The organism is Streptomyces sp. NPDC049887, from assembly GCF_040656535.1.
Classification (GTDB): Bacteria; Actinomycetota; Actinomycetes; order Streptomycetales; family Streptomycetaceae; genus Streptomyces.
Map to the genome: position 1 here is coordinate 124016 of NZ_JBFAMM010000014.1, position 14239 is coordinate 138254.

Sequence of the window (14239 nt, forward strand, 5' to 3'; positions counted from 1 at the left end):
TCAGTGGGTGTCGGGGCCGTAGTTCGGTACCTTGCTGAGGATGTGTCTGCGGTTGACGATCTCCGGGATGTAGACCTCCTCGTTCCAGAGCTCCTGGTCGACCGGCTCGACCGCGATCGACACCACCCCCTCGTCGCAGCCGAAGGCGTTGGTGACCGCCTTGGTCACCGCCGACACCAGTTCGGACTGCTGTTCGTCGCTGAGTGCCATCGGAAAGTGCTTGATGTTGACGTGAGGCATGACGGTGTCCTTCCGGATGTTCAGGCGCCGGCGGATGGCCGTCGCAAGCTCGTCGATGTCCGGTGCCCTGAGCAGGGAGTAGTGGTCGGCCTCCAACTCGACGACGGTCGGCGGGGCGGAGGAGTAACCGCTGCTGCCGTCGAGGAACGAGTACTCGTCCCCCTGCGCCTTGAAGATGGTGATGGGCGCCGAGATCCGCCGCTCCCGCAGTTCGCGGAAGGTGTAGCTGAACTCGAAGGTCGTCCCGACGACCTGGATGATCCGGCGCACCAGGCCGACGTCGAGGTTCGGGAGGTGCTCGTTGATGAAGTCGGCGAAACCCTCGTCGTCCTCGACGACGGCGAGGCACTTCTCCAGCAGGGGACCGCTGGTCGTGCCCGTGAAGACGGAGAAGAGGATCGTCACGTAGGCCCTGTTCCGGTACGTGGCGACACGCTCCTCGCCGACCTCGCCGACCTCGCCGACCTCGCTGTCCGAGCGGACCTTCGGCGAGCCGGGGGCGATCAGGAAGAGGTGGTCGACGGTGTGGCCGGCCTGTTCCAACTGGTATGCGGCCTCGAAGGCGACCCGGGCCCCGAAGGAGTAGCCCCACAAGGTGTAGGGCCCCTCCGGCTGCCGCCTCGTGATGGCCTTGACGTCCTCGGCCGCCATCTCCCGGACCGTCCCGTAGGGCGTCTCGCCCGGGTTGATCCCGTGCGCCTGCACCCCGAGGAACGGCCGGTCCCTGCCCAGCCGCTCGCCGAGGAGCCGCAGGTTCATCGGGTAGCCGCCCAGGCCGGGCCAGCAGTGGATGGGGCGTCCGGGGCCCTCCGCCTGCAGGGGGACCAGTCGCGAGGTGTCGCCCGTCGACTCGCCCGTGATCCGGCGGGCCAGCCCCTCCACGGTCGGCGAGGTGAAGATGACCTCGAGCGGCAGGTCGGCCGCGAACGTCCGATTGATCCGGTTGATGAGGCCGACGGCGAGCAGCGAGTTGCCGCCGCAGGCGAAGAAGTCGTCCTGCACGGAGACGCTCTCCTGCTTCATCGCCTCCTTCCACAGCCCGACCACCCGGCGTTCCGTCTCGTTCCGGGGAGCCACGAAGGGTCGGTCGGCCGCCCCCACCTCCACCTTGTCGGAGACGGCCAGAGCCTTGAGGTCGATCTTGCCGTTGGCGGTGGTCGGCAGCGCGTCCAGGATGACGACCTTGTTCGGGATCATGTAGTCCGGCAGGTAGTCGACGAGGTCGTCGCGGATCAGCTCCGCGGGCCCGCGCATGTGGACCACGTCCTCCCGCATGCCTTCGTGCCGCCGCTGCTCCTGGCTCACCCGGCCGCCGACGAAGAAGTACGAGGCCCCGCCGGGCCGGCCGAGCTCGCGCAGCATTGCGTCGATCCGCCGGGCGGAGGGCAGGTCGTCGCCGCTCTGCGAGCTGTAGCCCGAGGACATGAAGCCGATGTCGAGGTCGTTCATCGACAGGCGCTGGAGCGTGCGGCCGAGGTCGACGTAGCGCCGCCACTCCTGCGGGCTGCGGCTGATCACCGAGATGCCGAAGCCCGCCCGGTCGTAGGCCGCCTGGTTGATCGCGATGACGTGCTTGCGCAGGATCAGGTCCGGGGAGACGAAGCGCAGCCGGTCGCCCTCGTAGAGGTACTGCCCGGCCGGCCGGTCCAGCCCCCTGCCGGGATGGATCTGCACGTACAGGTCGATGTCCTCGTCCGTGCGGGGCCCCCGGCACGGCACCCAGTCGAAGGCGCCGAGGTAGTGGTCCCTGTCGGCGACCCGTAGCTCGGCCTTGACCTCCGGGACGAACGGGGCGGGTTCGACGTCCAGGCCGTACTGCGGCAGGACCTCCTCGAGGAGTCCGACCATGTGGCCGGCCTCGATCTCCAGGACCTCCCGGATGTTCTTCTTGTAGACGGGTTCGATGGCATCGCGCCGCCCCAGGAAGTGGGCCCGGATCCGGGGGCCCGCGGCCGCGTCTCCCGGCGTGCCGGTCTCGGAGACCAGCACCAGTCGGTGGTCGACCGGGTGGTGGTAGTGGATGCCCGAGCGGATTCCCGGGAAGCCGGTGATCTCCAGGTACAGCTGGGTGGCGTAGAGGGAACCGGGCGAGGCGTAGGCGTACTTGGGGAGCAGCCGCTCCGGGCTCAGGTACTGCCCGAAGTTCCGCAGGATCGCGCCGAGTTCGCCGGTGTCCAGATCGGCGAGCTCCCGCCCGCGCACGGCGGCGGGGCGGCGGGCCAGCAGCTTCAGCAGGTCGGCCTCCGCCACCGGGGCGCCGCCCTCGTAGAAGCGGTAGGTCTTGCGGGCGAAGGCGAGGCTGCGCTGCGCCGGTGTGGGTGTCCGGCCGGGCAGGTCGAGGACGGGGAGGTCGCCGAGCTCGGCCCGGGACCGTATGCCCGGGTTCGACAGCTGAGCCTTGACCTGGAGCTTGTTCTCCTTGGACTGGTGGTGTGCGCCGTGACTTCCCTGGTCCATCAGGGCGGCTTCCTTCGGGTCGAGTTCGACGCAGGCGATCAGGTTCTGGAAACCTGTCCTCGGGTCGTCCTTGACCAGCACGGCCGCGTGCCGGACCCAGTCGTGGGTCTCGATGGCGAGTCTGATCTCGTCGAGCTCCACACGGAAGCCGCGCAGCTTGATCTGGTTGTCGGCGCGGCCGGTGAACTGGACGGTGCCGTCGGCGTTCCAGCAGGCCAGGTCGCCGGTCCGGAAGAGCCGTCCGGGACCGAACGGGTTGTCCAGGAAACGCTGTTCGGTCAGGTCGGGACGGTGCAGGTAGCCGCGCGCGACCTGGATGCCGCCGACGTACAACTCGCCGATCTCGCCCACCGCCAGTTCGGTGAGGTCGGGGCCGAGGATGTGGTATTCCGTGGCGTCGACCGGGGCGCCGATGGAGATCGAGTTGGGGCCGTCGTCGACCGTGGACTCGGCCACGGTGAAGGACGACGAGTTGATCGTGCACTCGGTCGGCCCGTAGAGGTTGATCAGCTCGCACCCGGGGAGGGTCTCCAGGAAGGTGCGGGCCAAGGGCTTCGAGAGGGCCTCGCCGCCGGTGAAGACCTGCTCCAGCGAGCCGCAGGAGTCGAACTCGGTTGTGTCCAGGAGTGCTTGGAGCAGGGTCGGGACGCACTGGAGCGTGGTCACGGAGTGGCTCCTGACCGCGTTCACCAGCCGCTCGGCGTCCCGGTGGATGCCGGCTTCGCCCACCACGACGACGGAACCGACGGCCGGGGCGAGGATCTCCCACTGGGCGGCGTCGAAGCTGATCGGGGTCTTCTGCAGGATGACCCGGGTGCGGTCGATGCCGTGGGCGGTCTGCAGCCAGGACATCTGGCTCGCGATGCTGCGGTGCTCGATCATGACGCCCTTGGGCCGGCCGGTGCTGCCCGAGGTGTAGATGACGTAGGCCAGCGAGTCGGGGGCGATGTCGACGTCCGTGCCGGGGGCTGGCTCGCGGGCGTCCTCGAGCCGGACGATCACGGTGTCCGCGGGGGCCAGTGCCGCAAGGCGCTCGACGAGGTGGCCCTGGACGACGATCACCTTCGCGCCCGAGTGCTCGATCATGTAGCGCAGGCGCTCTTCCGGGTACTCCGGGGCGAGCGGCAGGTAGGCGCCGCCCGCGAACAGGATCCCCCACACCCCGATCATCAGGTCGGACGAGGGCTCGACGAACAGACCGACGCACTGGTCGGCTCGCACGCCGAGGTCCCTCAGGTGCCCGGCCAGTCCTCGGCTTCTTCCCACCAGCTCGGCGAAGGTCACGTGCTCGCCGCCACTGATCACCGCCGTGTCGTCCGGGCGGTCGGCGGCGGTGCGCAGGAGCAGTTCGGGCAGCGACGGGCGGGTGGCCGGGGTCCGGTCGGACGCGTCCGTGGTCATGTGAGTCCCCCTGGGTGTGCGTGTGTGCCGTGTGGTGGGCGGGCCCTGGTGGTCACCCGCCCGTGACGAAGACCCGGCCGGCGCGCGCACCGGCCGGGTGATCCGTGGCCGTGCCGGGGCACTGACCGGTGATCACCGGTCGGCGTCGGCTGCCCGGCCCCTGCGCAGCGTGTCGGCGACCTCCAGCATGCGGCGGGTCTGGTGGGCGATGGCGGCGAGGTTGTCCTCTGTGACGTTCTCCGCCAGCCGGCCCGGAATCGCCTGCCTGCCCGAGACCGAACTGACGCCGTAGGGGTTGCCGTTGCTGGGCGCCGTCATGATGTCGTCCGTGATGCCGGGCGGCACGATGATCCCGCCCCAGTGGTAGAAGACGGTGTTCAGCGACAGGATCGTCGCCTCCTGGCCGCCGTGCGGGGCGCCCGTCGAGGTGAACGACGACATGACCTTGCCCGACAGGCCCCCGCGTGCGTTGAGGGGCCAGGCGAGGTCGATGAAGTGCTTGAGGGGCGCGGGGATCATGCCGAACCGGCCGGGGCCGCCGAGGAGGATCGCGTCGGCCCAGTCGAGGTCGTCGGCGCCGGCGGTGGGGATGCCCGCGATGGCCTCGGCGTTCTCCCGCCATGCCGCGGTCCACTCGGTGAACTCGGGGGCCAGGGAGGCGTCGACGTACTCGGCGACCCGGCGCAGCCGGACCTCGGCGCCCGTCTTCGCGGCGGCCTCCTCGGCGGCCACGGCGAGTCTGTGGATGTTGCCGGTGCCTGAGTAGTAGACGATCGCGATCTTCGTCGTCGACGAGGTTGTGTCGGCGGTGGACACGGGAGTCCTCCTTGGTGCGGTGGTCGAAGGGCCGGAGCGGCGGGATTCCAGGGGCCCGGAGCCCCGCCCGCTCCGACGGGGAGGGCGCTCACGCCGGGATGTCGGTCCCGAAGTAGCGGTCGCCGAAGTCACCGATGCCGGGAAGCATGAACGCGTGCTCGTTGAGGCGCTCCTCGATGGAGGAGGTCACGATCCGCACCTCGGGATGACGGTCGTGGACGGCCTTGATCCCCTCGGGGGCGGACAGCAGGTTCACGAAGACGATGTGCTCCTCGGGCACGCCGTGGTCGAGCAGTACGCCGATCGCGGCCAGCGCGGTGCCGCCGGTGGCGAGCATGGGGTCGAGGAGCAGCACGTGGCCCCGGTCGATCCCGGAGGGCAGCGCCGCGTAGTGCAGGTGCGGGAGCTTGGTGACCTTGTCCCGCTGGATGAGGATCTTGCCCAGGCGGGTCTCGGGCGCCATCAGGCGCAGCTCGGACTCCATGCTGTCGCCGGCCCGGGCGACGGAGACGCCGTAGACCTGTGAGGCCAGGGACAGGCCCCGGTAGGTCCGGCCGACCGGGGTGCGGACGTCGCGGGGCTCGTAGGGGAGCAGGTCCAGCGCGGCGTCGAGGAGCCCGCGGATGATCCGGTTGGCGGCGGGCACGAAGTCCTCCCGCCTGGCCTGGTGGTCGCGGACGATCGAGTGCAGGGCGCGCAGCCGGTTGGTCTGGGGCAGCAGGTGGGTCACGCCCCGCAGCGGCTCGGTTCGCGTGGTCATCAGGACCGGCTCCGCCCGTCCTCGGCGGCGACCCGGGCGAAGGCACGACGGGCCTCCTGTACGAAGGTGCGCACCTTCTGGCGGTCCTTGCGCCGGGTGGTGGGGTCCTCCAGGCCGGTGTGCGAGTCCACGGCGGCGGGGCGGACGGCCTCGATGGCCGCCGCGACGTTCTCCGGGGTGAGCCCCCCGGCCAGCATCAGGGGCTTGGGGGAGATCCGGACGAGTTCGGCGCTGACGGCCCAGTCGTGGGTCAGCCCGGTCGCCCCCTTGGCGCCGGTGGCCGGGTTGAAGCTGTCGGTGATGAACATGTCGACCCACTCGGCGGAGGTCTCGACGACCTCGCGGAGCTCGTCGATGTTGTCCGTCTTCACCACGAGGCTCTTGAGGACGTAGAGGTCGGGGGCCAGTGTGCGCAGCCGGCGCAGCTCGGCGGGGGTCACGTCCCCGTGGAGCTGGATCGCGCCGACGCCCATCTCGGCGCAGAAGCCGGCGATCTCGTCGGCGTCGGTCAGGTAGGTGATGATGACGCCCTTGTTGTCGGGCTGGATCGCCTTGACGATGGCCGCGGCCTCCGCCTCCGACAGGTCCTCGTTCTTGGCGGGAAGGCGCAGGGCGAAGCCGAGCCAGTCGGCGCCCTCCTCGATGATGAGGTCGGCCTCGGACTGGTCGATGATGCCCGCGACCTGGATCAAGCCGTACACGTGTGCCTCCTTGGGCCCCGTCGTTCCGAGCCGGGGCCGGTCTGCGATGGGATTCGTCCGGTGACGACGGCCGTGCGGCCGGGGAACGCCTCAGCGGCCGCCGGCGGCCCGCTCGAGCTCGGCGACGACGAGACGTGCCACGGGGGCGGCGGAGGCGGGGTTCTGCCCCGTGATGACCCGGCCGTCGCTCTGGGTGTGGGCCTCGTACATCGGCGCCTTGGTGTGCAGCGCCCCGGTCTCCTTCAGCCGGTCCTCGAGAAGGAAGGGCATGACCTCGACGAGGCCCAGCGAGTTCTCCTCCTCGTTGCTGAAGGAGGCGACGCGCTTGCCGCGCACCAGGTGGGTTCCGTCCGGCAGGCGCAGGTTGACGAGGGCGGCCGGTCCGTGGCAGACGGCGGAGACGACGCCGCCGCGGCCGTGGATGTCCATGGCGATACGGGCCAGGTCCGGGGAGTCGGGAAAGTCCCACATGGCTCCGTGGCCGCCGACGTAGAAGATCGCGGAGTACTCGGAGGGGGTCACGTCGGCCGCCCGGCGGGTCGCCACGAGCTTGGCCTTGACGGTCTCGTCGGCGAGGAAGCCGATGATCTCCGGGTCGTTCTCCTCGCCGTCGAAGACGACGGCCGGCGGCTCGCCGCCGCGCACGGAGACGAAGTCGACCTCGTGGCCGGCGCCGACGAAGACGTTGTAGGGGTGGGCCGCCTCGGAGACGCTGTAGCCCGTCCGGTTACCGGTGTCCCCCAGGGTCTCGTGGCTGCTGACGGCAAGCAGGATCTTGGCCATGCTTCCTCCTGGAATCGCTGCGGAGTGCTCCGCGGGTGGTCGGGCGCGACCACGCGAACGTCGAGCGGCGGGGCCGCGCCCGGGATGGTGGTGAAGGGCCGGGTGGTGCCCGGCGGGCGTCAGGCCTTGTGGATGAAGTCCTGGACCAGCTTCACGAACTCGACCGGCTTCTCGAAGATCACCATGTGGCCGCTGTCGATCTCGGCGTAGGACGAGTTCGGGATGGCGGCGGCCAGCTCGCGGGAGTGCTCGGCCGGCACCGCGGCGTCCGGGTACGGGGCCAGGACGAGGGTCTCGGCCTCGACCTTTCCGACCAGGTCGCGGATGTCCACCTGGACGAGCAGCTCGAGTTGGCGGATACGGCCACTGGACGGGCTCAGCTCGGCGCCGAGGTTCTCGACGTCGCTCAGGCTGGGCTGGCTGCGGATGAAACGCGGGCTGAAGGCGGTGGTGCTGAGCACGCGGCCGAAGGCCTTCGGGTCGTGCTTCTGGCTCAGGGTCAGACCGATCAGGTTCTGGATGTAGAGATCCGACTTGACCAGGCCGCCGACCGGGATCAGGCGGCGGACGAGCCCGGGGTGAAGCGCGGCGGTGGCGGCGACGACGGCCCCGCCGAGCGAGAAGCCCACCAGGTCCACGGGGCCGAGACCGGCGTGCTCGATCACGGCGGCGACCTCGTCGGCGAGCTGTTCGACGGTCAGCGGCGTGCCGTCGTCCGTCGCGGTCTCGCTGCCGGACAGCTCGGGGAGGATGACGGTGTTGCGGCGTGCGAACTCCTCGACGAGGTGGCCGAAGGTGACCTGGCCGCCCTTGCCCACGCCGTGCGCCAGCAGCAGGGCCGGACCCTCACCGGTCACGGTGTAGTGGACACGCGAGTTGCCGACGGAGATCGTGGGCATGACAGATCGCCTCCTGTGACGACGTGGGAAAAGAACGCGCGGGCGCGCGAAATCGGAAAGTGGGCGGGGCGGGGTGTGCGGCGAATTCCGTCGGCCCCGGACGGATGGGATTGGACACGCGCCGCCGTGTTCCCCAAACGCGGATGCGCGGGAATTGCGAGAATGCCGTCCGGCTTCGCCGGGAGGAGGTCGGACGGATGGTGCAGGGGCGGGATGGCCGCCGGCGCACAACACCGGATGGGAACCGGCGTTGGTGCACCGGCCTCGGGCGGAGCGCACCGCGGTGGTGCCGCGAGCGCTATGTGCACGGAGACCCGGGAGGGGGCGTCCCCGAACTCGCCCCCTCGATCACCCGAAGATGAATCTATCTACTTCCGCTGATCCAGTCAAGCTCCTGGATCGCTTGAAGACGGCCAAGAATGACTCGATATCCGCCGCTTCCTCCGGAGGGTGCACGATGGTCTCGAGGAAGCCGGCAAACATGGGAAGAACGTGACGGGCGAAGCGCGGTGCGGGCGGCGTCCGCGAAGGCGGACGCGCCTCTGGTGGTATGCGCTGACCCAGGTCGATAATCTCGGATGTCAAGACCTTCCCCTGGCGGGGCACTAGAATCCCTTGAACCCTCATCTTGTGGAGCTGCCTGTGCCCGACCGTGTCTTCGACGGCGGCAAGTTGCGTGACCGTCGTGTCATCAAACGCCTCTCGCAGGCCACTCTGGCCGCGGGGCTTCACGTGAAGGTGAACGCGGTATATCGCTGGGAGAACGGCTTGGCGGCTCCTCCCCCGGAGCGATTGTCGGCGATCGCCGCTTTCCTGGATGCCGATCTGGATGAACTCTTTCCGCGCAATGAATCGCCGAATCTCGCCGACCTGCGGTGCGACGCGGGGATGACTCAGTCGGACACGGCCCGGTACACCAATACCTCGTCACCGATGCCGGTGCGGGCCGCCGAACAGGGCAAACGGCCACTGTCCGACCAGGCGGTGACGGCGCTGGCCGCCGCCTACAACGTGACCCGCGCCGAACTGCTCGCCGCGCAGCGGCGTTCCTTCGGGCAGCCCGAGGAGCCGGAGGAGGGGCCGTCCCCCGACGGTGCCCGCGTGGCCCGCAAACTGGAGGCGCTGCGCATCGAGGTCTATGGAGGGGTGCCGCCCTCGGACGCGCACCTCGCGTCCGAGGGGAACCGGAAGAGCGGTTCCGCGGTGCTCACCGGGGCGATGCTCCGGGCCCTGCGTGCCGGAGAGGTCGCCGAACCCAGCGATGAGGCCCTCGATGCCCTGGCGCTCGCCTTCGACGTGCCGCCGGTGTACTTCCGGCAGGACGATCCGGAGGTCGACGCCCTCATCCTCTCGGCCCGGGCCGTGCGCAACAGGTTCACCGTGATGGTCGCGCGCGGTGCGGGCCAGGACATGCCCAAGGAATCCTGGGACCAGCTCCGCGACTTCATCAGCGAGACGATGGTGGAGATACTGGCCGATGATGCGGACAGGCGCTCGGCATAGCCGGTTGGGCGGGCGGCTGCCGCGATTCACGGCCGGGCGGGGGCTTCGCCACCGGCGGGACGGCTCGCGGCGGGTGTCCCCCGCCGACGGACTGGTGTGTGCTCCTCTGGCCGATGAGCCGCGCCACGTTGTCGGCGCGTAGTTCGATGAGCGCGTCGTGCTCCGAGGGCCCGGTCGCCGGGAGCACGGTGTCCGGTTCCACCGTGCCGGCCCGCAGAATGCCGGGCGATCTGACGATTCCGGTGTTGTCCCCGGCCCAGAGGTGCACCAGTTGGTGCACCTTCAACTCGAGTTCGTCGGACGGCGAGCGGCCCTTGGGGTGGAGTAGCAGGTCGAGTGGGTACGTGTGGTGTTTGATCAGGAGACCGCACACGTCGTCGAGTCCGGTCAGATGGTCGGGAATCGGCTTCATGACGATCTGCCGGCCTTTGACCTCCGCGATGTTCCCGACCAGCTGGTCGAAGTCGAAGGGATCCGGGACCGGCATGGAAGCGAACAGACGCGCGCTTTCCTGTTCGGCCTGAAAGCGCAGTCGGTTGACGCGCAGATGGCGGTAAAATCCGGTGACGCTTCCGGATTGGGGACTGCGGCGACGGCTCCGGTTCATTCCGTGGATCCGGCCCCGATGGGCTGCCACCGATCGTCGATCCCTCTTTCCGGTTCTCGGCCCCAGGTTTGCGGGCGGCCTGCCTTGGGCATGGCACATTTCCCCCTCTGTGCACGGTTGCTCGCGGAGTCGTAGGGCACGCGCGCGCGTTGTTTTCTCAGATCGTCGACACGGTGGCAACCCTAGTGCCTCGTAATCCTCTTCGTATCGGTTCACTTCGTTGTTGACGAGTTTCTTGAAGTCGGCCGCCACGCCCGGGGCTTTCGACAGGATCTCGCCGGCGTTCGCGGTCCGAGGGAGCCGGGCGACGTGGTGGTGCGAGGACGCCGAGATGCCCTCGCGCCGCGTCCGGTCGGCCGGAGCCCGCCGACCTGTGCGACAGCCCGGGATCGGCGGACGGTGCCGCCTTCGCCGACGCGACCGTCCTTCCGCGGGCCTGCGGCGGCACCCGCGCGCACGGCCGCCACACCTCTTCTCCACTGGCCCGGCCGGGCGTACCGGGACTCGCCGCGGATCGCCGAGCGAAGCGAGTCCCACGTGAGTTCCGCGCTGCCCGGTCGGCCGCCGCCCTCCCGGCCGACCGCGATGCGATCCGCGCTGGAGGAGCGACGTGGGCCGAAGCGTCGCGACCGACCGCCGAATCCCGCGGCGCAGCCTTCTGTTCGGACGAGAGATCCTTGACCGTGCCGTCGGGCCGGACCGCCGGAAGCGACGCCAACGCAATCACGCGGCGCTGGGTGTCGAAAGCGTCGCCGGCGTGAGCACCGGTTCCGGGCAGACGAATTGCCTGCTTGCTCCGGGCGGGCGCGACCGGGGCAGCCGCTCACGAATTCCAACGCGGACATGTGGTGAGCGCGGCGCAATGGTGGAAAAGCCTTCGTCGCGGCAGTTCATGATCGAGTTCTCGGACCGCGAAACCCGCTTGCAGCCGGGCGTCCGGTCCGAAAGCCCCGCATCCCGCGCCTGCTGGGCACGAGGTGTTTCAGGCCGACATGGAGCACGAACCGCTCCGCTCGTACGCACGTTGGATTGCTCCCCCCTGAGTGTGTCGGCCGACCTCACTTCGGCGTACCGAGGTTCGATCTTGCCGCAACTACGATAAATGTCAGACATCCTCTGCGGCGAGATGTTAAGAAATCTGTCCGAAACTGATCAGGTCCCGTGTGGCGAAGTTCGACGTCGGCCCGATGGCCCGTGTCGAAATCGGCCACATCGAGTCCGGGGCCGCCAGTGGGATCGCGCGGAGGCGCCCCGGCTGTGGGTCGGGGATCGACTTCGACCGGCGCGCGCCCGGCCCCGTTCCCACGGCCACGCGAGCGAGGGAACAGGTCGTCCGCGCGACCGGCCGGAGGCCACCGCCCGCTGTCCGCACGACCGTGCTCCCGGCGCCCGTGACCGCCTCGCAGCCGCTGCTCGGCTCTGCGGCCAGTCCCGGCCGTCCACGACCGCATCGCGACGGTGCACTGCCCGCACCGCGGCCCGCCGCCCCCTTGATCCCCAAGACCGCGGCCCCGGTCCCGTCGGTCGGCCCGTCGGCCGGCCGGCGCCGCGCTCCGGCCCGCCCGGCGACACCTCGGCCCGGTATCCGGCCGTGGCGGGAGAGCGCCACGGCCGTCACGGCCGCGCACGCGGGCCGGGGTGCCGCCCCGCCGGACCGGCCGATGCCCCCGGCTGTCGCGGCAGGCCGAGACCCCGGCTGCTGTTCCCGGTCGCACGGGAACACGGTGATCGTCGCTGGGTGGGGACCGGGCCGGATGCGTGAAGATGCGCGCCGGACCGCCGGGCGTTTCCGCAGCTCAGAGAGAAACCGCAGGTCAACCGCACTGTGAGGGAGCCACTGTGCGGGGGCTCAGGCCGCCCTCCCGCGGTGGCCCGTCACGATCCACCCGGCTGCCCCGCAGGACTGGTGGGGAGGCCGGTAATCGGGTAGATACGGACGAGTAGCACCGGTCGGTAATTCCGGTCCGGCCGCCCTCCGACAGCGGCGAGGTGAGTCCCTCATGTCCGCACCATCCACTCCGCAGGACGCCCCGAAGGTAACTGTGTCCCCCGAGGCCACCGGGGCACCAAAGGTCACCGAGCGTGAGGCACGCCAGGTCGCCGAGGCCGCGCGCGAGCAGGGCTGGCGCAAGCCCAGCTTCGCCAAGGAACTGTTCCTCGGCCGCTTCCGGCTCGACCTGATCCACCCCCATCCGCTGCCGGCCTCCGAGGACGTGCAGCGCGGCGAGGAGTTCCTCGCCAAACTGCGCGACTTCTGCGAGACGAAGATCGACGGCGCGCTCATCGAGCGCCAGGCCCGGATCCCCGACGAGGTGATCGAGGGACTCAAGGAACTCGGCGCCCTCGGCATGAAGATCGACACCAGGTACGGGGGCCTCGGCCTCACCCAGGTGTACTACAACAAGGCCCTGGCCCTGGTCGGCTCCGTGAGCCCCGCCATCGGCGCGCTGCTGTCCGCGCACCAGTCGATCGGCGTACCGCAGCCGCTGAAGACCTTCGGCACCCAGGAGCAGAAGGAGAAGTTCCTGCCGCGCCTGGCCCGTACCGACATCTCGGCGTTCCTGCTCACCGAGCCGGACGTCGGCTCCGACCCGGCGCGCCTGGCCACCACGGCCGTGCCCGACGGTGACGACTACGTGCTCGACGGCGTGAAGCTGTGGACGACCAACGGCGTCGTCGCCGACCTCCTCGTCGTCATGGCCAGGGTCCCCAAGTCCGAGGGCCACAAGGGCGGCATCACCGCCTTCGTCGTCGAGGCGGGCGCCGAGGGCATCACGGTCGAGAACCGCAACGCCTTCATGGGCCTGCGCGGCATCGAGAACGGCGTGACCCGCTTCCACCAGGTCCGGGTGCCCGCCGCGAACCGCATCGGCCCCGAGGGCTCCGGCCTGAAGATCGCCCTGACCACGTTGAACACCGGACGTCTGTCACTGCCCGCGATGTGCGTCGGCGCCGGGAAGTGGTGCCTGAAGATCGCCCGTGAATGGTCCGCGGTCCGCGAGCAGTGGGGCAAACCGGTCGCGAAGCACGAGGCCGTCGGCGCGAAGATCTCCTTCATCGCGGCGACCACCTTCGCCATGGAGGCCGTCGTCGACCTGGCGTCCCAGATGGCCGACGAGGACCGCAACGACATCCGCATCGAGGCCGCCCTCGCCAAGCTCTACGGCTCCGAGATGTCCTGGCTCATCGCCGACGAACTCGTCCAGATCCGCGGCGGACGCGGCTTCGAGACCGCGGAGTCCCTCGCCGCCCGTGGCGAACGGGCCGTCCCCACCGAGCAGTTGCTGCGTGACCTGCGCATCAACCGCATCTTCGAGGGTTCCACCGAGATCATGCATCTGCTGATCGCGCGCGAGGCGGTGGACGCGCACCTCTCGGTGGCGGGCGACATCATCGACCCCGACAAGTCGCTCGGCGACAAGGCCAAGGCGGGCGCGGCGGCCACGGCGTTCTACGCCCGCTGGCTGCCCAGGCTGGTCGCGGGCCCGGGCCAGCTGCCCCGCTCGTACGCCGAGTTCCACCCGCGTGGGCACACGGACCTCTCCGTGCACCTGCGGTACGTGGAGCGCACCTCGCGCAAGCTCGCCCGCTCCACGTTCTACGCCATGTCCCGCTGGCAGGGCCGGATGGAGACCAAGCAGGGCTTCCTCGGCCGGATCGTCGACATCGGCGCTGAGCTGTTCGCTATGAGCGCCGTCTGCGTACGGGCCGAACTGCTGCGCAGGACCGGGGAGCACGGCCGGGAGGCGTACCGGCTGGCGGACGCCTTCTGCCGGCAGTCCCGCATCCGGGTCGAGGAGCTCTTCGGACGGCTGTGGACCAACACCGACGACCTCGACCGGTCCGTGGTCAAGGACGTCCTCGCCGGCTCCTACACCTGGCTCGAGGAGGGCGTCCTCGACCCGAGCGGCGACGGACCCTGGATCGCGGACGCGACCCCCGGCCCGGCGACGCGGGAGAACGTCCACCGCCCGTTCCGCTGACCGGTCGGGCCGCCGTGCGGCCGCTGCTGCGGATCCGCCGCCTCCGGGCGGCGCCCGCAGCGGCGGCGCGCAGGGGACGCGCTGTCGGG

9 protein-coding genes are annotated in these 14239 nt (G+C 70.2%); 2 read left to right on the forward strand and 7 right to left on the reverse strand.

The window, feature by feature from the left end:
* The 6 genes from AB0J10_RS19115 to AB0J10_RS19140 form a co-directional block, all read right to left on the reverse strand.
* The gene (locus AB0J10_RS19115; protein ID WP_363062997.1) at window positions 1-4098 is read right to left on the reverse strand and encodes an amino acid adenylation domain-containing protein; all 4098 of its coding nucleotides are present in this window, start codon (window positions 4096-4098) and stop codon (window positions 1-3) included.
* A 132-nt stretch (window positions 4099-4230) separates the two neighbouring features.
* Entirely contained in the window at window positions 4231-4914 is a 684-nt protein-coding gene (locus AB0J10_RS19120; RefSeq protein ID WP_363062999.1) for an NAD(P)H-dependent oxidoreductase, read from the reverse strand.
* Window positions 4915-5002: 88 nt separating this feature from the next.
* Window positions 5003-5674 (reverse strand): uracil phosphoribosyltransferase, encoded by a 672-nt coding sequence (gene upp / locus AB0J10_RS19125; RefSeq protein WP_363063001.1) that lies wholly within the window; start codon window positions 5672-5674, stop codon window positions 5003-5005.
* A complete protein-coding gene (locus tag AB0J10_RS19130) occupies window positions 5674-6375 on the reverse strand; it encodes a phosphoribosylanthranilate isomerase (RefSeq protein WP_363063003.1) in 702 nt (233 codons plus the stop codon). Before AB0J10_RS19130 ends, upp begins: the two co-directional genes overlap by 1 nt.
* Before the next feature lie 90 nt (window positions 6376-6465).
* Window positions 6466-7158, reverse strand: coding sequence for a type 1 glutamine amidotransferase domain-containing protein (locus tag AB0J10_RS19135; RefSeq protein ID WP_363063005.1), 693 nt, complete (start codon window positions 7156-7158; stop codon window positions 6466-6468).
* Window positions 7159-7277: 119 nt separating this feature from the next.
* On the reverse strand, window positions 7278-8057 hold the full coding sequence (locus AB0J10_RS19140) for an alpha/beta hydrolase (protein ID WP_363063007.1): 780 nt from the start codon (window positions 8055-8057) through the stop codon (window positions 7278-7280).
* A 630-nt stretch (window positions 8058-8687) separates the two neighbouring features.
* On the opposite strand from AB0J10_RS19140, the gene AB0J10_RS19145 reads away from it, so the two are divergent.
* A complete protein-coding gene (locus AB0J10_RS19145; protein ID WP_363063009.1) occupies window positions 8688-9560 on the forward strand; it encodes a helix-turn-helix transcriptional regulator in 873 nt (290 codons plus the stop codon).
* Here the strand turns inward: AB0J10_RS19145 and AB0J10_RS19150 are convergent.
* A complete protein-coding gene (locus AB0J10_RS19150) occupies window positions 9505-10047 on the reverse strand; it encodes a hypothetical protein (RefSeq protein ID WP_363063011.1) in 543 nt (180 codons plus the stop codon). The two genes, AB0J10_RS19145 and AB0J10_RS19150, sit on opposite strands and share 56 nt — an antisense overlap.
* 2120 nt (window positions 10048-12167) lie before the next feature.
* Here AB0J10_RS19150 and AB0J10_RS19155 point away from each other — a divergent pair.
* A complete protein-coding gene (locus AB0J10_RS19155; protein ID WP_363063013.1) occupies window positions 12168-14150 on the forward strand; it encodes an acyl-CoA dehydrogenase family protein in 1983 nt (660 codons plus the stop codon).
* Window positions 14151-14239 lie beyond the last annotated feature (89 nt).